The organism is Rhodococcus sp. KBW08, assembly GCF_003852455.1.
Taxonomy (GTDB): domain Bacteria; phylum Actinomycetota; class Actinomycetes; order Mycobacteriales; family Mycobacteriaceae; genus Rhodococcus_F; species Rhodococcus_F baikonurensis.
The window spans coordinates 94934-112015 of sequence record NZ_QAJJ01000030.1 but is presented as its reverse complement, the minus strand read 5'-3'; the positions used below and the strand labels follow the sequence as shown (position 1 = coordinate 112015).

The 17082-nt window shown below is 62.5% G+C and carries 17 protein-coding genes; 12 read left to right on the top strand and 5 right to left on the bottom strand.

From position 1 onward, the window contains the following. Positions 1 to 3: 3 nt before the first annotated feature. The 5 genes from DBV08_RS30440 to DBV08_RS30420 all read right to left on the bottom strand — a co-directional run bounded on the left by DBV08_RS30440 (position 4) and on the right by DBV08_RS30420 (position 5220). Positions 4 to 1470, bottom strand: a complete 1467-nt coding sequence (locus DBV08_RS30440; RefSeq protein ID WP_095973296.1) for an FAD-dependent oxidoreductase — start codon at positions 1468 to 1470, stop codon at positions 4 to 6. Positions 1471 to 1557: 87 nt separating this feature from the next. Beyond that, a complete protein-coding gene (locus tag DBV08_RS30435; RefSeq protein ID WP_124569841.1) occupies positions 1558 to 2019 on the bottom strand; it encodes a carboxymuconolactone decarboxylase family protein in 462 nt (153 codons plus the stop codon). Beyond that, positions 2016 to 2960 carry an NAD(P)-dependent oxidoreductase gene (locus tag DBV08_RS30430; RefSeq protein ID WP_124569840.1) on the bottom strand — a complete coding sequence of 315 codons (945 nt, stop codon included), beginning with the start codon at positions 2958 to 2960 and terminating at the stop codon, positions 2016 to 2018. The genes DBV08_RS30435 and DBV08_RS30430 overlap by 4 nt, the downstream gene beginning before the upstream one ends. Next, the gene (locus tag DBV08_RS30425) at positions 2957 to 3706 is read right to left on the bottom strand and encodes an SDR family oxidoreductase (RefSeq protein WP_095973293.1); all 750 of its coding nucleotides are present in this window, start codon (positions 3704 to 3706) and stop codon (positions 2957 to 2959) included. Before DBV08_RS30425 ends, DBV08_RS30430 begins: the two co-directional genes overlap by 4 nt. Before the next feature lie 47 nt (positions 3707 to 3753). After that, a complete protein-coding gene (locus DBV08_RS30420; RefSeq protein ID WP_124569839.1) occupies positions 3754 to 5220 on the bottom strand; it encodes an aldehyde dehydrogenase in 1467 nt (488 codons plus the stop codon). A gap of 201 nt (positions 5221 to 5421) precedes the next feature. Here DBV08_RS30420 and DBV08_RS30415 point away from each other — a divergent pair, with 201 nt between their 5' ends. The 12 genes from DBV08_RS30415 (at position 5422) to DBV08_RS30360 (ending at position 17074) form a co-directional block, all read left to right on the top strand. Then, complete coding sequence (locus DBV08_RS30415) at positions 5422 to 6279, top strand: mycofactocin-coupled SDR family oxidoreductase (RefSeq protein ID WP_124569838.1); 858 nt, start codon at positions 5422 to 5424, stop codon at positions 6277 to 6279. Between the two features lie 136 nt (positions 6280 to 6415). Next, positions 6416 to 6982 (top strand): TetR/AcrR family transcriptional regulator, encoded by a 567-nt coding sequence (locus DBV08_RS30410; protein WP_095973308.1) that lies wholly within the window; start codon positions 6416 to 6418, stop codon positions 6980 to 6982. Beyond that, a complete protein-coding gene (locus tag DBV08_RS30405) occupies positions 6979 to 8184 on the top strand; it encodes a cytochrome P450 (protein ID WP_124569837.1) in 1206 nt (401 codons plus the stop codon). The genes DBV08_RS30410 and DBV08_RS30405 overlap by 4 nt, the downstream gene beginning before the upstream one ends. Next, complete coding sequence (locus DBV08_RS30400; RefSeq protein ID WP_095973289.1) at positions 8184 to 8990, top strand: SDR family oxidoreductase; 807 nt, start codon at positions 8184 to 8186, stop codon at positions 8988 to 8990. The genes DBV08_RS30405 and DBV08_RS30400 overlap by 1 nt, the downstream gene beginning before the upstream one ends. Further along, positions 8987 to 10381: a cytochrome P450 gene (locus tag DBV08_RS30395; protein ID WP_124569836.1), complete on the top strand. Its 1395-nt coding sequence runs from the start codon at positions 8987 to 8989 to the stop codon at positions 10379 to 10381. Before DBV08_RS30400 ends, DBV08_RS30395 begins: the two co-directional genes overlap by 4 nt. 2 nt (positions 10382 to 10383) lie before the next feature. Continuing rightward, complete coding sequence (locus tag DBV08_RS30390) at positions 10384 to 10575, top strand: ferredoxin (protein WP_095973305.1); 192 nt, start codon at positions 10384 to 10386, stop codon at positions 10573 to 10575. 79 nt (positions 10576 to 10654) lie between these two features. Then, positions 10655 to 11206: a nuclear transport factor 2 family protein gene (locus tag DBV08_RS30385; RefSeq protein WP_124569835.1), complete on the top strand. Its 552-nt coding sequence runs from the start codon at positions 10655 to 10657 to the stop codon at positions 11204 to 11206. Between the two features lie 5 nt (positions 11207 to 11211). Further along, the gene (locus DBV08_RS30380) at positions 11212 to 12459 is read left to right on the top strand and encodes a hypothetical protein (RefSeq protein ID WP_124569834.1); all 1248 of its coding nucleotides are present in this window, start codon (positions 11212 to 11214) and stop codon (positions 12457 to 12459) included. Positions 12460 to 12485: 26 nt separating this feature from the next. Beyond that, the gene (locus DBV08_RS30375) at positions 12486 to 14123 is read left to right on the top strand and encodes an acyl-CoA synthetase (protein ID WP_124569833.1); all 1638 of its coding nucleotides are present in this window, start codon (positions 12486 to 12488) and stop codon (positions 14121 to 14123) included. A gap of 53 nt (positions 14124 to 14176) precedes the next feature. Then, complete coding sequence (locus DBV08_RS30370) at positions 14177 to 15430, top strand: cytochrome P450 (RefSeq protein ID WP_124569832.1); 1254 nt, start codon at positions 14177 to 14179, stop codon at positions 15428 to 15430. A gap of 34 nt (positions 15431 to 15464) precedes the next feature. Further along, complete coding sequence (locus tag DBV08_RS30365; RefSeq protein ID WP_021344419.1) at positions 15465 to 16205, top strand: ABC transporter permease; 741 nt, start codon at positions 15465 to 15467, stop codon at positions 16203 to 16205. Then, on the top strand, positions 16202 to 17074 hold the full coding sequence (locus DBV08_RS30360) for an ABC transporter permease (protein ID WP_124569831.1): 873 nt from the start codon (positions 16202 to 16204) through the stop codon (positions 17072 to 17074). Before DBV08_RS30365 ends, DBV08_RS30360 begins: the two co-directional genes overlap by 4 nt. Positions 17075 to 17082: the final 8 nt, after the last annotated feature.

Sequence of the window (17082 nt, the reverse complement as noted above, 5' to 3'; positions counted from 1 at the left end):
CGCTCAGCCCTTGGCAGCGCTGATTCCGGCGCGTCGCCCGTAGAAGCTGCCGTCACCGAGGGACGTTCCGGAGGCATACCCGCCGGCGCAGACACCGGCAGTGCAGCGTCCAGCGGCAAAAAGACCCGGGATCGGTTCGCCGGAGACGTGCATGACCTCCGAGTTGATCGACGTGCGCAGACCGCCGAGCGTGAATCCTGCGGTGAAGTTGCGAAGGTCGAGCGCAGCGACGGGTGAGCCGATCGGCTTGACCCACTCCTTCTTCTTGCCGAGCACGGGGTCTTCACCACGGGCGGCGTGGCGGTTGTAGACCTCGACGGTCGACTGAAGTGTGCCTTCCGGCAGGCCCATGTCGGATTCGAGTTCCTCGACGGTCTCGGCCACCCACTTGGGCTGGAATCTGAAGAACGGTGTGGAACTGTCGGCGGCGCAGCCCTCTTCGTAGGAGGCTTCGTCGATGATCAGGTAGGCCTGATTCTCGTTGCGCAACAGCGTCTCCTGCCCGATTCTCCCCGGGTACGTGTCCTCGTTGACGTAGCGCTGGCCGCGTCCGTTGACGAGAATGCCGCGGATCATCAACTGGGGGTCGCCGAAGAATGCGACCTCGGTTGCGTCCATGTGTGCGAGGTCCGCCCCGAGAGCCTGGGCCATCTGGATCGCCTTGCCGTCGTGCTCTTCGATAGCCGCACCGGGGCGCCCGATCAGCCGTGGGGCGTACGACTGGATCATCGCTTCGTTGTAGGCGAAGCTTCCCGTCGCCAGTACGACACCCGTGCGTGCTCGAACCGCCACTTCCTTGCCGTACTGCTTGGCGATGATGCCGACTACTCGATCGCCGTCGACGACCAGTCGCTGCACTCGCATGTCGTATTCTGCTCGTACGCCGAGGCTTTCGGCCGTCTCGATCAACGGCTTCATCAACATGAAGCCGCCGCCCTTCTCGCCGGTACGCTTGCCGCTCATCTGCGGAACGTGTCCGCGGGGGGCCGGTGTCGCGATCGTGTTGAACGGTGCCGAGTTCTCGCCGCCGGAATACATGAGACCGTCGTCGAAGGGCGTTTCCCACCCGGGTTGGCCGTAGAAACTCTCCTTGAACGGCACGCCGTTGTCGACGAGCCAGTTGTAGTGTTCGACGCTGCCCTCGCAGTAGTCGGTGATCTTCTCCTCGTCGGCGCCGGGGCCGAGCGCGGCCATCATGAACGATTTCATGTTGGCAGGGGAGTCCTCGAACCCGAGTGCCTGTTGGAGCGGGGTTCCGCCACCCAGATAGATGAATCCGCCTGCCAGCGCCGCAGCGCCGCCCCAGCCGCTCGTGCGCTCGAGCACCAACACGTCGGCGCCCGCTCGCGCCGCCTCGATCGAAGCACTCACTCCGGCAATGCCGTAGCCGGCGACGACGACGTCAGCCTCGAAGTGCCACTGCTCGATGCTTGCGGCGGACTGCGGACGGATTGAGCTGGCCTCGGCCATGGATTCGGATCCTTCGTTCTTCTGGTTGGTTGGTGGGGGAATCGGTAGGTGTGATCGATGCCCTGATTGCAGTATCTCGACCGAAAGTCAGTCGGTGTCCGTTTTCGCGGAATCGGCCGCGGCCTTCTTCTTGGCGCGCGCGGCTTTACGTCTGTCGGCCTTCACGGCGATCAGCGCATTGTTGAGGCCGGTCGCCAGGGGCCAGCCGACGTAGTGGCACAGGAAGATCGCGGCCTCCTCGAATTGCTGCTCGGTCAACTCCTCGTTGTGAAGAGCAGCGTTGATCTGGATCTTTGCCACATCGCTCTGCCCCTGGGCTGTGATGGCACCGATCAGCAGCAGTCTCCGATCGCGCACCGACAGGCCCGGCCGCGTCCAGATGTCGGCGAAGAGGTGGTCGGCGGTCACGGCGAAGAAGTCGCCGGGAACGTCGGCGGGGAGTTCCCAGCCGTACACCTCGTTCATCTTCGCTACGCCGCGAGCGCGGGTCTCGGAGACGCGGCTTCCGCCCGTTCCATTGGTGTCGGTCGTGTGAGTGGTCTCGGTCATGCGTGCTCCCGTGTAGTGGACGCCGTAGATGCCGGTGAAGGCTCGGCGAGCCTGTCTTCTCTGTCGTTCCCGACGCCCAGACCGGCACCGAGTCCGGCGAGCGCAAGGTGCGCGAGCGGCAGGTCGAGATCCAGCCGATCACCGAGGTCGATGGCCAAGGCCAGGTCCTTCTCCCCGAGATTGCGAACATGCCGCAGTATCGAGAACCACGGGTCGTCCTCCGCGACTGGAGCGGTGGTGTCGCGGAGCATGATCGCGCCCGCGCCGCCGGTGATCGCATCGGTGTGTCTGACGACCTTTCCGAGCGTGCGGAGATCGAGTCCTGCTGCTTCGGCGAGTCGCGCAGCTTCGGTCGCGGCGGTGAACGAGATGAAGTGAAGAAGGTTGCGTGCGAGCTTCATTCGCGTTCCTGCACCGATGTCGCCGGCATGAACCACCAGTTCGGCCCAGGATCCGAAGGGCTCGCGGACGGCCTCGAACGCCTCGTCGGAGCCGCCGATCATCACGGCCAGCCTTCCCTGCGCTGCGCCGCCGGCGCCGCCACTGATCGGTGCGTCGACCAGCAGAACGCCACGCTGTCGACAGATACCAGCGAGTTCCACCGCCGTGGTGTCCGAGATGGTGGAGTGAATTGCGACGACAGTGCCTGGCTGTGCGGTCGACAGGATGCCGTGCGGCCCGCCTACAACCTCGCGCACCTGCGCGTCGTCGAGCACCGTGACGGAGATGATTCTCGCCTGCGCTGCAACGTCGGCGGGCGTCGATGCTCCACTCGCGCCCGCACTGGTGAACGGCTCGAGGGCTTCTGCGCGGGCATCACACACCACCAGTCCACCCGGCCAGTCCAGGAGGCGCGTCGCCATGGGCGCACCCATGTTGCCCAAACCGATGTACCCCAGTCTGGGTTTCGAAGGGCCGGCTTTGGGCGCCGAATCCGTCATGATCGGTACACCTGGCCGCCGTCGACGTTGAAGATCTGCCCCGTCACCCAGCCTGCGTCGTCGGAGAGAAGGAACAGGCACATGCCGACGAGATCCTCCGGCGTACCCATGCGCTGCAACGGGATTCGTTTGACCATGTCCTTGACGATATTTCCGGGGGTGACGGTTCGAGTCGCCTCCGTGTCGATGGGACCGGGAGCGATGGCGTTGATCCGGATGTTCGACCAGCCGAGTTCGGTCGCGAGTTGTTGAGTCAGGCTGTTGACTCCGGCTTTGGCGAGTCCGTAGTAGTTCGAGTACAGCCACGCCGCCGTGGAGGATTGGTTGACGATCGAGCCACCCTTCTCCCGCATGTGAGGTACGACCGCCCGGCACACGTGCAACGCGCCGTCCATGTTGACGCTCATGAACTTTCGGTAGTAGTCCCAGTCGACGGTCAACAGCGAGTCGATCTTCATTCCGCCGTAGATGGCAGCGTTGTTCACCAGATGCTCGATGCTGCCGAACTGCTCGATCGTGAAGTCGGCAAGTGCCGCAGTCGATTCTCCGTCGGCAACGTCGACGTCCTTGAAGACCGCTCGTCCTCCGTCCGCGGTGATCTGCTTGGCGACAGCTTCGCCGAGTTCGCGATTGAGGTCGGCGACCACCACGTTGGCCCCCTCCGCGGCCAGAGCCCGGGCATACGCCTCTCCGATACCCTGCGCTGCTCCGGTGACTATCGCGGTGCGACCGTCGAAACGTCCCATGTCGACCTACTTTCGTGGTGATGATCCTGTGGTGAGGATGTGGAATGTCAGGAAGGTGAAGCGACGAGCTTGGTTTCGAGGTATTCCTCGAAACCCGCGAGGCCCATTTCGCGGCCGATCCCGGATTGCTTGTAGCCGCCGAACGGTGCGTCGGCCGAATACCAGACGCCGCCGTTGACGCTCAGCGTTCCGGTTCTGACACCGGCAACGACGTGCGCGACGCGATCGGGATCGGTGCCCCATACCGAGCCGGACAGGCCGTAGGGGGAGTCGTTGGCAATTCGGATTGCGTCGTCGTCGCTGTCGTACGGAATGATCACGAGAACGGGACCGAAAATCTCCTCCTGCGCTACGCGAGACGAGTTGTCCAGCCCGGCAACGAGAGTGGGCTCGACGAAGAAACCGCGCTCGTGATCGTCTGGACGGCCACCACCCGTCACGATCGTGCCGCCCTCTTCGACCGCGAGGGAGAGGTAGCTCTCCACCCTGGCGCGCTGGCGCGCCGAGATGACCGGACCACATACCGTTCCGCGCGCGCTGGGGTCACCGGCTCGGATACCCGCCATCGCGGCGGAGGCCGCGGCCAGAGCATCTTCGTACCGAGCGTGCGGCACCAGAAGTCTGGTACTGAGCGCGCATCCCTGACCGGCATGAACGCAGACGGAGAACGCGGCAACCGAGCATGCGCCCTTGATGTCCGCGTCGTCGAGGACGATGAATGCGGACTTGCCCCCGAGTTCGAGGAAGACCTTCTTGAGGGTTTGCGCGGCCGTGGCCATCACCGTGCGTCCGGTGGCGGTGGAACCGGTGAAGGACACGAGATCGACGCGCGGATCGCTGCACAGCTGGGCGCCGAGAGAGTGATCCGTCGACGTCACCACGTTGACGACGCCGGCCGGGATCTCGGTTTCTTCGGCAATGACCTTGGCGACCAGCGCGGCGCACCAGGGCGTGTCCGGCGCGGGTTTGAGAACGATGGTGTTGCCGGCCGCGAGGGCAGGACCGAGTTTGGCGAAATTGATCTGGTGCGGAAAGTTCCACGGTGTGATTGCGCCGACGACGCCGACCGCTTCCTTGAGCAGTCGGCGATGAGTCGGAATCCCCATCGGTGACGCGTGCCCGAGATCTTGTTCCCAGGAATAGGTTTCGATCAGGTCAGCCCAGTAGCGAAGATCTTCGATCGGGCCTTCGAGTTGTGGACCGCTCGTCAGCATGACGGGTGCGCCCACCTCGGCGACGGTGATCTCGCGCAGCTCCTCGATGTGAGACTGGAGCGCGTCGCACAGTTGGCGTAGGCAGCGAGCGCGAAATCCGTGATCGCGTGCCCATTCGGTGTCGTCGAACGCACGGCGCGCAGCGGCGATGGCCGCGTCCATATCCGCGGCGGTCCCTTCGGCAGCGCGGCCGATCAGTTCCTCGGTGGCCGGGTTGAAAACTTCGAAGGTTCCACCGGATCCGGGAACCAGCTTTCCGTCGACGAGAAGTGCAGAACTGTCTGCGGGTCGAAACGTCATAACGCAAACCCTCTCTTTCTGGACATGTGTCTGGACTCTAGTTCACACTCGTGGTTGAGGCAATGGTTTCTGGGGCATAAGAGATTTCGAGAGGGTCTCTGGATCTACTTCGGTGAAAATCGCTTCGTGCCTGGTGTGGCGCCGCTACGGTTCACCGCACATTCACAACCACGCCTTCACATCCACGGGAGAGAGGTCGAAATGAACAGAGTTGACGGAAAAGTGGTGCTGGTGACCGGTGCTGCTCGAGGTCAGGGGCGCACTCATGCCGTCCATCTCGCACAGGAGGGCGCGCACGTCATCGCCTTCGATCTGTGCGCAGACATCGCCAGCAACGAATATCCGCTCGCCAGTCCAGCCGATCTGGAGGAAACGGCTCGACTGGTGAAAGAGGCCGGGCAGCAGGTGGTGACAGCGCGTGTCGACGTCCGTGATCGCGCCGGTCTCGAAACAGCACTTGCCGAGGCAGTAGGGCAGTTAGGCGGATTGCATGTCGTCGTGGCGAACGCCGGTATCTGTCCGCTCGGCAAGCACGTGTCGACTGCCGGTTTCGTCGACGCGTTCGATGTGAACTTTCTCGGTGTCGTCAACACAGTGCATGCATCGATGGACTACCTCGGCGAAGGGGGTTCGATCATCGCGATCGGCTCTGTTGCCGGTCTGGTGCCGCAGACCGGATTCAACGGGCAGCAGGCGCTCCAGGGTCCGGGCGGCGACGGATACGGCCTGGCCAAGAAGCTGATTCAGGCCTATACCAGTTCGTTGGCACTGACCCTCGGGCCGAGTTCCATTCGCGTCAATGCGATCCATCCGACCAACGTGAACACCGACATGTTGCAGAGCATGCCGATGTACCGGACGTTCCGTCCCGACCTCGAGAATCCGACCGCCGAGGATGCGGCAGTGACGTTCCCCTTCATGCAGGCGATGCCGACCCCGTGGGTCGAGCCCGCGGACATCTCGCATGCGGTCGTGTACTTGTCGTCGGACGAGTCGCGATTCGTCACCGGCCAGCAATTGCGCGTGGACGCTGGTGCCGGGATGAAGATCGGTCTGTAGTAGAACTTTTCGCGTCACGCCTGCCTGTTCGTGGTGAATTTTCGAAGTTTCCCCATTTCGTTGCCCTGGACAGTGCGCTGTAGTAACGTCCAGACACGTGTCCAGCCAACGGGGCGATTCAAGTAGCGGGGGATCGATTGTCTACGAATCCACTCGCAGGCGCCTCACGGGCAAACAAGCGGAAACTGTGGCCAGGCTTGCCGAAGCGACAGTGAAAGTTCTACGCGAACAAGAGTTTTCCGGACTGACTGTCCGTTCGGTTGCGGCCGAAGCGGGTGTAGGAACTGCGACCGCCTACACGTATTTCGCGTCCAAGGAGCATCTGGTCGCAGAGGTCTTCTGGCGAAGACTTCAGAACTCGTCGGCGCCTGACGGCTCAGGGTTGGATCGCACCGCGCACGTGCTCTCTGTACTTCGAAATATCGCGCTGCTTCTCGCGGACGAACCGGAGGTATCGGCCGCCGTGACCAATGCACTGCTCGGCTCCGATCCGGAAGTGGAACATCTTCGCGGCCGGATCGGACTCGAGATCCATCAACGACTCGCCTCGGCGTTGGATCCTGACGGCGAGCCTGAAGTGTTGGAAGCGCTCGAAATGCTGTATGCCGGGGCGCTTCTGCGCGCAGGGATCGGCTACGGAACCTACGCGCAAATCGCTGGACGCCTCGAGGCCTCAGCTCTACTGATCCTGGAGAAATCATGACAGAAGCTTTGATCGATCCGGTGGTCTTCAATCCGTACGACTACCACTTTCACGACGATCCGTATCCGACGTACAAGCGTCTGCGCGAGGAATCACCGCTGTATCACAATCCGGACGTGGGTTTTTGGGCGTTGTCGCGATATACGGACGTGGTCGACGGATTCAAGGACAACAAGCGTCTCTCGAGCGCAAACGGGGTATCGCTCGACCCCGCAGCCTACGGTCCACACGCGCATTATGTGATGTCGTTTCTCGCGATGGACGACCCCCGCCATATGCGGTTGCGCCAGTTGGTTTCTCGCGGATTCACACCGCGGCGGGTCGCGGAGCTCGACGGTCGGATACTCGAACTCACGAAGCAACATCTGGTACCTGCGCTGGGCGCCGGGGAGTTCGACTGGATTACGGAGGTGGCGGGAAAGCTGCCGATGGACGTCATCTCCGAACTCATGGGTGTCCCCGAACCGGACCGAGCCGAACTGCGGCGCAAGGCGGACCTGGTGGTGCATCGAGAGGCAGGTGTTCTCGACGTGCCGCAACCTGCGGTCGAGGCTTCGATCAGTTTGATGGGCTACTACAAGGAGATGATCGCGCAGCGGCGCCGATCGCGGACGGACGACCTGACCTCGGCCTTGCTCGACGCCGAGATCGACGGAGACAAACTCTCGGACCAGGAGATCCTCGGATTCATGTTTTTGATGGTCGTGGCCGGAAACGAGACCACGACCAAGCTTCTCGGAAACGCGCTGTACTGGGGTTCGCACCATCGGGAGCAGATCACACCGGTTCTCGACGATCCCGAACGAGCCTCGGAATGGGTGGAAGAGACTCTTCGCTACGACACGTCGAGCCAGATCGTGGCTCGGACTTCGGTCGTCGACCTCGAGTACCACGGGCGCACCATTCCGGCGGGGGAGAAGGTTCTGCTCCTGATCGGATCGGCTAACCGAGACGCCGACGTCTTCGAGGATGCCGACAGCTTCCAGATCGGCCGGAGTTCGTCGGGAAAACTCGCGAGTTTCGGTGGCGGCGTGCACTTCTGTCTGGGTGCCCACCTTGCCAAGCTCGAAGCCAAGATCGCCCTGGCGGAGTTCGGGCGTCGGGTCAGCGACTACGAAGTCGACGAGTCCGGAATCGAGCGTGTTCATTCGACAAACGTCCGGGGCTTTGCGGCCCTGCCGGTGAAAGTGCAGGTGCGCTGATGCCTCGTTTCGAACCCAATCCGGTTCGCCGGCCGGCACTGATCAGTGGTGCGTCGTCGGGAATCGGCACTGCCACCGCGTATGCCTTGGCCGAACTCGGGCATCCGGTTGCGCTCGGTGCGCGTCGAGTCACCGAATGCGAAGCCATCGCCGAGAAGATCCGCAGCAATGGTGGTGAAGCGTTCGCCCACTTCCTCGACGTCACGGACGGTGATTCGGTCGACGGATTCGTCTCGGCCGCAGAGGCAGTGCATGGTCCCGCCGAAATCGTGATCTCCGGGGCCGGTGATCTCGAATTCGGGGCTGCGGACGAGATGGATCCCGAGGCGTTTCTGCGGCAGATCCAAGTCCACCTTGTTGGTGCGCAGCGATTGGCGCATCGCGTACTCCCCGGTATGAGACAACGGCAGCGCGGTGACTTCGTACTGATCGGCTCGGATTGTGCCGAGCGCCAGCGTCCACTCATGGGTGCTTACGACGCAGCCAAGGCCGGGCTCGAAGCAATGGGGCGCCAGATGCGAATGGAGCTCGAGGGAACCGGCATTCGCGCGTCGATCGTGCGACCCGGGCCGACACTGACCGGCATGGGAATGGACACGACGCCGGAGATCATCGGACCGGTCGGGGAATCGTGGAGTAAGTGGGGGTTCGCCCGACACGGTTACTTTCTGCGCGCCTCGGACATCGCCAATGCCATCGTCGCCGTCGTGTCGGCGCCGCGAGGAGCACACATCGTGCTCGTCGAAGTTCAGCCCGAGGCACCACTGGACAAACTTCCCACTGCGAACTCACAGGAGACGACATGACGCACGGAGTGCAGGAGACGTCGCGAACACTGCCCGAGCCGCCGCGGGTGTCCGGCGGGGATCTCCCGCACGGGCATCTCGAGGAACTGAGAACCGACCCGATAGCGCTCATGCGCCGGGTGCGCGAAGAATGCGGTGACGTCGGCGCCTTTCAACTTGCCGATCGCACTGTGATCTTGCTGTCCGGAGCCGAGGCAAACGAGTTCTTCTTCCGTTCCACCGACGAGGATCTCGACCAACAAGCTGCATACCCCTTCATGAAGCCGATCTTCGGTGAAGGCGTCGTTTTCGATGCCAGTCCGGAGCGGCGAAAGGAGATGCTCCACAACTCGGCTCTGCGCGGCGAACAGATGCGTGGGCACGCCGCCACGATCGGCCGCGAGGTCGAGGCGATGGTCGCGCAGTGGGGAGACGAAGGCGAGATCGATCTGCTCGACTTCTTCGCCGAGCTGACCATCTACACCTCGTCGGCGTGCCTGATCGGCAAGAAGTTCCGCGACGAACTGGACGACAGTTTCGCCAAGCTGTATCACGAGCTCGAACAGGGAACCGATGCATTGGCTTTCGTGGATCCGTACGCGCCGATCGAGAGTTTCCGCCGTCGCGACGAGGCACGGTTGGCGTTGGTCGCTCTGGTACAGGACATCATGAACGGCCGCATCGCGAATCCTCCGCAGGGCAAGGAGGACCGCGACATGCTGGACGTGTTGGTGTCGGTCAAGGACGAGAACGGCGACCTCCGGTTCAGTGCCGACGAGATCACCGGCATCTTCATCTCGATGATGTTCGCCGGCCACCACACGACTTCCGGCACGGCAGCGTGGTCGCTGATCGAGATGTTGCGGCATCCCGACACCATGACGGACGTCGTCGACGAACTCGACAATCTGTACTCCGACGGCGCCGACATCAGTTTTCACGCCCTGCGCCAGATTCCGGTTCTCGAGGCTGTGGTCAAGGAAACCCTTCGACTGCATCCGCCGTTGATCATCCTGTTGCGGGTGGCACGTGGAGATTTCGAAGTGGGCGGCTTCGAGATCCGAGAAGGCCATCTTGTCGCGGCGACACCCGCGATCTCCAATCGAATCGCCGAGGACTTCCCGCGACCGGACACCTTCGATCCCGGGAGGTACATCGACCCGAATCAAGAGGACATCGTCAACCGCTGGACGTGGATTCCGTTCGGAGCCGGTCGGCATCGCTGTGTCGGCGCCGCGTTCGCCCAGATGCAGCTCAAAGCGATCTTCTCGATCCTGCTGCGGGACTTCGAGTTCGAGATGACACAGCCGTCGGAGTCCTACCGAAACGACCACAGCAAGATGGTCGTCCAGTTGCAGCAGCCGTGCGCGGTGAGGTACCGGCGCCGAACGCGTCCCGGGCGTGAGGGGTGATCATGCACGTCGAAGTCGACCTCGACCTGTGCCAGGGCCATGCGGCGTGCGAGCTCGAGGCACCGGAGATCTTTGTCGTCCCGAAGCGGGGGAAGGTCAGTCTTCTGGACCCGGACCCACCCGAGTCGCTCCGCGGTGAAGCCGAGATGGCGGTCAGGTACTGCCCGACCGGCGCCCTGAGGATTGTCGACTGATTACAGCGGATTGTCGACTGATTACAGCGGATTGTCGATTGATGTCAGCGAAGTCATGTGCTCGAGGGAGGAAGTTCAGATGACGGGTTTCGACCGCGCAGAGCTCGACGAGATGGTCCAACGCTGGATCGAGGCGAACAAGAAGGCCGAAGCCGCCGGTGATTGGAAACCGTTGGCGGACATGTACACCGAGGACGCCACGTACGGGTGGAACTACGGTCCCAAGCAGGATTTCATGGCGGTGGGGCGCGAGCAGATTCGTGAAGTCGCGCTCGGTCTCGAGATGAAGGGCCTCGAAGGCTGGGAGTATCCGTATCAAGAGTTTGTGATCGACGAACGTAGCGGAAACGTGATCGGCTTGTGGAAGCAGATTTCCGACGCCAAGCGCGAGGACGGTAGCAACTACTCCGTCTACGGTATCGGCGGTAGTTGGTTCCGCTACAGCGGGGACTTCCAATGGTCTTGGCAGCGTGACTTCTTCGACTTCGGGAACGTGTCGGCGTTGTTCATGGAGATGATCGGCAACAATGCTCTCTCGAAGGGGATGCAGGGCCGGATCCAGCGATCGATCTCGGGCGACCCGCTACCGGGCTGGTATCCGGTGGGCACCGCGCCGGTCCCGCTGTGGTGAGTCCGATGACCGTGCGCGATTCCTTCGAGACACTCTCGCAGCGCGACCTTGCCGTGTTGGTGCCCGAGTTGCTCCTGTGTGGGCAGCTGATCGATCGCTCGGGCATGGCGCATCTGATCGTCGAGTTCGGACGCGAGGGTATGGCGCAGGTGGCCGTCGAGGAGTGGGAATCGGCCAGCCCCTGGTACACCCGCCGCATGCAGAAGGCCCTCGGATACGAGGGCGACGACGTCGTGACGATCTTCAAAGGGCTACAACTCGACATCGGTGCTCCGCCACAGTTCATGGACTTTCGATACCGGGTCGACGACCCGCTGCACGGTGAATTCTGGCTCGATCATTGTGGAGCACTCATGGACGTCGAGCCGTTGGGCGATGAGTTCGTGACCTCGATGTGTCACGACATCGAGGATCCGACTTTCGATGCGACGGCCATCGCGACCAACCCGCACGCCCAGATCCGTCCGATTCACCGACCACCGCGCAGGCCCGCGGACCGACATCCGCACTGCGCCTGGACCGTTTCTATCGACCCGTCGCACACGCCTCCCGTGATGACCGCGCACACCGAGCAGATCGGACGCACTGCAGCGGTGACGGTCGAGCTGAGCCCGATCGATCACGGCGGGGACGGTCGGGCGGACTACTCGGGTCCGTTGTTGTCGGACCTGAGGTTTTCCGACTTCTCGCGATCAGCCTTGGTTCGTATCGCAGAGGAGATCTGCGTGCAGCATCATCTGTTGGCGTTGGGCTTTCTGGCAGCGGTTCGCCGCCGTGCCGACGAAGACAAGGCGCGCGAGATCACGCGAAAGCAATTGACCGGAATCGCGGGAGTTGCGGCACAGCGTATTCGAGATGCGCTCGGGCTTCCTTCGACTCTGGAATCGTTGGCATTGGTCCTGTCCGTGCATCCCTTGCTGAATCCGAAGCAGTATGTGGAGAGCGAGATCCGACCGGACGGCGGTGCTCTGGAGCTGTGGATCTCGCGAGACGCTCTGGTCGACCGCGACGGCGGTTGGCCGACCTTGCTCGGCAGCGAGCACCTCGATCCCCTCCAGGCTTTGGTCCGCGGCGTGAATCCGCACTTCACCGTGAGAGTGGTGGCCGAAGATGCCGCGGGGCTCCTTCTGACCGTGGACATCACCGAAGCTCCCGCTCCGGAATGCGTCGAAGTCGCCATTACGAAGGTCAGTACCGGCGCGGCCTTCGTATTCGAAGATCGCGGAATTCCCTTGCCTCTGTTCGTCGTCTGAACGGCCGAAACCGAAGGACTCAACCTATGGCCTACACGTTCGCAGACCTGTTCGAGCATTCCGTCGATGCGATGCCCGATCGCCTCGCACTGATCGTTTCCGGCGAGGAGGTGACATACCGTGAGCTGGACGAGCGGGCCAACCGATTGGCGCATTACTTCCAGTCAGTCGGGTTAGGAGTCGGTTCGCACATCGGTATTCAGATGCACAACTCGATCGAGGCGATGGTTGCTGTCCTCGCGGCGTTCAAGATCCGCGGCGTTCCCATCACGGTGAACTACCGCTACACGAGCGACGAATTGGTCTACCTGTACGAGAACGCGGATCTCGAGGCGTTGGTTTTCCATCGTGGTTTCGCTGAGCGGGTTGCCGGTGCCTTGGTGTCGGCACCGCGGGTCAAGTACGTGATCGAGGTGCCCGACGAACTCGCTCTCGGGAACGAACCGTCGATTCCGGCGGCAGTGGCGTACGCCGATGCGCTCGGCAACCAATCCCCGCTTCGCGCAGGTGAACATGCATTTCCCGAGCGTTCCGGCGACGACGTCTACGTTCTCTACACCGGCGGAACAACCGGACGACCTAAAGGTGTCGTCTGGCGGCAGGAAGACATCTGGCGCGTGCTGGCCGGCGGTTACGACTTCTACTCGGGTGAGCCGATCGCCGACGAGTACCAGCAGTCGCGCGGTGGCGCCGCGGCAGCCGAACCGATGCGGTGGTGCATGCTTCCACCGCTGATCCACACCTCGGCTCTGATGCCGACGTTCAACGCTCTGTTCTCCGGAAACACCGTCATCTTCGAACCGAAATTCGATGCGGCACAAGTCTGGAAGGTCGTCGCCGAATATCGGCCGCAGGTCATGGTCATCACCGGCGACGCCATGGGCCGCCCACTGGTCGAAGCCCATCACGAATTGCAACCGGATGCGTCGAGCCTGGCTGTACTCGCCTCCGGCGCTGCGCTCTTCTCCGGATCGGTCAAAGACGCGTTCTTCGACGTCTTTCCGAATCTGATGATCTCCGATTCGGTCGGATCGTCCGAAACAGGCTTCGGCGGAATCGGATTCGCAACCAAAGGGCTGGAGCAGCGTGGAGGACCCAAGGTGGGCGCCAACAGATTCACGGTCGTCGTCGACGACGACAACCGTGTGTTGGAGCCGGGTTCGGGCGCCGAAGGATGGTTGGCGAAACTCGGCAACGTCCCACTCGGCTACTACAACGATCCGGTGAAGTCGGCCGAGATATTCCGAGAGGTGAACGGCGCGCGAGCAGTCGTGACCGGAGATCGAGCGCGAATCGAGGACGACGGCTCGGTCACTCTCCTTGGCCGGGGAAACATGGTGGTCAACACCGGCGGTGAGAAAGTCTTCGTGGAAGAGGTCGAAGCAGTGGTGAAGGCCCATCCCGACATCTACGACGCAACAGTGATCGGTATTGCCGACGAGCGGTGGGGCAATCGGGTGGCGGCGGTGCTCCGCGTCCGCGATGGTGTGGAACCGGATTTCGATTCCATTGAAAAACACACCCGCAGTCAGCTTGCCGGCTACAAGATTCCGCGTTCCTTCTGGATCGCCGACGAGGTCGTTCGAGCGCCGAGCGGCAAGCCGGACTACCGCTGGGCCAAGGAGTTCTCACAGAACAGCGACCCGGTCCACCGGATCGACTAGCGCTCACACGCAGCGCCCGGCACCTGGCACCCATCCGTAAAGGAGCATCTGCAATGCCTGAGATCGACCTTCCCGACGGGTTCGACGTGACCGACCCGCATCTGTACGGCGAGCGCGTCCCGCTTGCCGAGTTCGCCGAACTACGACGATGCGCTCCGGTCTGGTGGAACGCCCAGGAACCGGGTACCGGCGGATTTCACGACGGTGGTTGTTGGGTGGTCTCCCGCCACGCAGACGTCCGCGATGTCTCGTTGCGCAGCGAGGAGTTCTCGAGCAACGTCAACGGCTGCATTCCGCGGCATGAAGACAACATCTCCGCTGAGGAGTTGGAGGCAACTAAACATGTCCTCATCAACAAGGACGCCCCTGAGCACACACAGCTGCGCAAGTTGGTGGCGCGCTTGTTCACTCCGCGGTCGGTGGAAGCGATGCGGGCCGGGCTGGAAGCGCGGGCAGAAGACATAGCGGCGGCTGCCGTGGCGGAAGGTAGCGGTGATTTTGTCAGCCAGGTCGCCAGCGAGTTACCGATGCAGGCGATTTCGGAGCTGATCGGTGTACCGCAGGACGGGCGCCGTCAGCTGTACGACTGGTCGAATCAGATGACGGGATACGACGACGAGTCGCTCGCCGGCGAGTCTCGGATGGCGTCGGCGCAGATCTTGGGCTACGCCTATCAATTGGCCGAGGCGAGACGGGAGGAGCCGCTCGACGACATCATCTCGCGCTTGGTGCATGCCGACATCGACGGACAGAAACTCACCCCGGAACAGTTCGGTTTCTTCGTCATCATGTTGGCTGTCGCGGGCAACGAAACGACACGCAACGCCACGACACTCGGCATGATGGCATTTCTCGAGCATCCGGATCAGTGGGAGCTGTACAAGCGTGAGCGTCCGCGCACCGCCGCGGACGAGATCATCCGCTGGGCTTCTCCACTGACGTCGATGCAACGAACAGCATTGGTGGACACACAGATTGCCGGCACGGCGATTGCGAAGGGGCAGCGTGTCGTACTGCTCTACGGCTCGGCGAACTTCGACGAAACCGTCTTCGAGAACCCCGACGTCTTCGACATCACCCGAGACCCGAACCCGCACCTCGCGTTCGGAGGAACCGGACCGCACTACTGCGTCGGCGCCAACCTGGCCAGAATGGAGGTCGATCTGATCTTCGGCAAGATCGCCGATCACATGCCCGACATCAGCAAGCTCGGCGATCCGAGCAGGCTCTCGTCCGGTTGGCTCAACGGGATCAAGGAATTCAAGGTCGACTACGGCAACTCCACGTCTTGTCCTTCGGGGCATTGACGTGTACAGCGGAAGAGTTGCACTTGCGGGCCCGATGCGCGAACTCGGCCAGTTCTACCGGATGGGCGCCGATGTCGCAGTGGGCTTGTTCCGCACCCGCTTTCAGGTGCAGGAGTTTCTCGAGCAGAGTTGGATGATCGCCCGGGTGTCGATCGTGCCGACCGTGTTGGTAGCCGTGCCGTTCACGGTCCTGGTGAGTTTCACCCTCAACATCCTTCTCCGCGAGATCGGTGCCGCCGACCTCAGCGGCGCCGGGGCCGCGCTCGGTGCCGTGACTCAGGTCGGTCCGGTGGTGACGGTGCTGATCGTGGCAGGTGCGGGCGCGACAGCGATCGCCGCCGATCTGGGATCGAGAACGATTCGTGAAGAGATCGACGCCATGGAGGTGCTCGGGATCGATCCGATCAATCGGTTGGTGATTCCGCGTGTGGTCGCGTCGACCGTGGTGGCTTTGCTGCTCAACGGACTCGTCTGCGTCATCGGCATCGCCGGCGGTTACGCCTTCTCGGTGTTTCTCCAGGGCGTGAACCCTGGCGCCTTCGTCGAGGGAATCACGTTGCTGACCGGCCTGCCCGAGGTGGCGTTGTCGATGGTCAAAGCTGCACTGTTCGGGATGCTGGCGGGATTGGTGGCCTGCTATCGCGGACTGTCGGTACGGGGTGGGCCGAAAGGCGTGGGGGAGGCCGTCAACGAAACGGTGGTGTACGCATTCATGGCGTTGTTCGTCGTCAACACCATCGTCACCGCGGTCGGCATCCGATTGACGGCGGGGTGATCGAGGTGACGCTGTCGGATTCGCTGGCACAAATCGGCAAGTTCGGACGCACGCGGGCGCGGGTGGCTCGAACGTCACGCTCGATCGACGACGTCGGGCGACAAGCTGTCTTCTTCGCGCGCGCCATCGCTCACATCCCGTGGGCAATTCGCAAACACACGAAAGAAGTGTTGAGGCTGGTAGCCGAGATCAGCATGGGCACTGGAGCTTTGGCAGTGATAGGCGGCACGGTTGCGGTCGTAGGATTTTTGACTCTCGCCTCGGGTGGCACCATTGCGATCCAAGGTTTCAGCTCACTGGGAAATATCGGAGTCGAAGCGCTCACCGGATTCTTCTCCGCCTTCATCAACGTTCGTATCGCTGCGCCGGTCATCGCGGGAATCGGCCTGTCGGCCACGATCGGCGCAGGTTCGACCGCGCAGATCGGTGCCATGCGCATCAGTGAGGAAATCGACGCCCTCGAATCGATGGCGATCAGTTCGGTCCCGTACGTCGTCAGCACCCGCGTCACCGCAGGGATGATCGCGATCTTGCCGCTGTACTCACTGGCGCTCGTGGGATCATTTCTGGCCGGACGATTCACCACGGTCGTGCTATTCGGTCAGTCCTCCGGTCTCTACGACCACTACTTCACGACGTTCCTCGATCCGGTCGACGTCGCATGGTCCTTCGTTCAAGTGCTCGTGATGGCACTACTGGTGATGCTGATCCACACGTACTACGGATACAACGCGTCCGGGGGACCGTCGGGCGTGGGAACTGCAGTGGGCCGCGGGGTTCGGCTCTCGCTGATCTGCGTCGTGGCGGTGACCCTGCTCGTCTCACTCGCGCTCTACGGCGGTTCCGGCAACTTCAATCTGTCCGGTTAGGGGGACTG

Excerpts from the sequence above, each read along its gene's own strand:
- DBV08_RS30390 (WP_095973305.1), top strand. The coding sequence starts at position 10,384 with ATGCACGTCGAAGTCGACCTCGACCTGTGCCAGGGCCATGCGGCGTGC.
- DBV08_RS30420 (WP_124569839.1), bottom strand. The coding sequence starts at position 5,220 with ATGACGTTTCGACCCGCAGACAGTTCTGCACTTCTCGTCGACGGAAAG.
- DBV08_RS30440 (WP_095973296.1), bottom strand. The coding sequence starts at position 1,470 with ATGGCCGAGGCCAGCTCAATCCGTCCGCAGTCCGCCGCAAGCATCGAG.
- DBV08_RS30435 (WP_124569841.1), bottom strand. The coding sequence starts at position 2,019 with ATGACCGAGACCACTCACACGACCGACACCAATGGAACGGGCGGAAGC.
- DBV08_RS30370 (WP_124569832.1), top strand. The coding sequence starts at position 14,177 with ATGCCTGAGATCGACCTTCCCGACGGGTTCGACGTGACCGACCCGCAT.
- DBV08_RS30365 (WP_021344419.1), top strand. The coding sequence starts at position 15,465 with ATGCGCGAACTCGGCCAGTTCTACCGGATGGGCGCCGATGTCGCAGTG.
- DBV08_RS30430 (WP_124569840.1), bottom strand. The coding sequence starts at position 2,960 with ATGACGGATTCGGCGCCCAAAGCCGGCCCTTCGAAACCCAGACTGGGG.
- DBV08_RS30395 (WP_124569836.1), top strand. The coding sequence starts at position 8,987 with ATGACGCACGGAGTGCAGGAGACGTCGCGAACACTGCCCGAGCCGCCG.
- DBV08_RS30380 (WP_124569834.1), top strand. The coding sequence starts at position 11,212 with ATGACCGTGCGCGATTCCTTCGAGACACTCTCGCAGCGCGACCTTGCC.
- DBV08_RS30375 (WP_124569833.1), top strand. The coding sequence starts at position 12,486 with ATGGCCTACACGTTCGCAGACCTGTTCGAGCATTCCGTCGATGCGATG.
- DBV08_RS30415 (WP_124569838.1), top strand. The coding sequence starts at position 5,422 with ATGAACAGAGTTGACGGAAAAGTGGTGCTGGTGACCGGTGCTGCTCGA.
- DBV08_RS30385 (WP_124569835.1), top strand. The coding sequence starts at position 10,655 with ATGACGGGTTTCGACCGCGCAGAGCTCGACGAGATGGTCCAACGCTGG.
- DBV08_RS30405 (WP_124569837.1), top strand. The coding sequence starts at position 6,979 with ATGACAGAAGCTTTGATCGATCCGGTGGTCTTCAATCCGTACGACTAC.
- DBV08_RS30400 (WP_095973289.1), top strand. The coding sequence starts at position 8,184 with ATGCCTCGTTTCGAACCCAATCCGGTTCGCCGGCCGGCACTGATCAGT.
- DBV08_RS30425 (WP_095973293.1), bottom strand. The coding sequence starts at position 3,706 with ATGGGACGTTTCGACGGTCGCACCGCGATAGTCACCGGAGCAGCGCAG.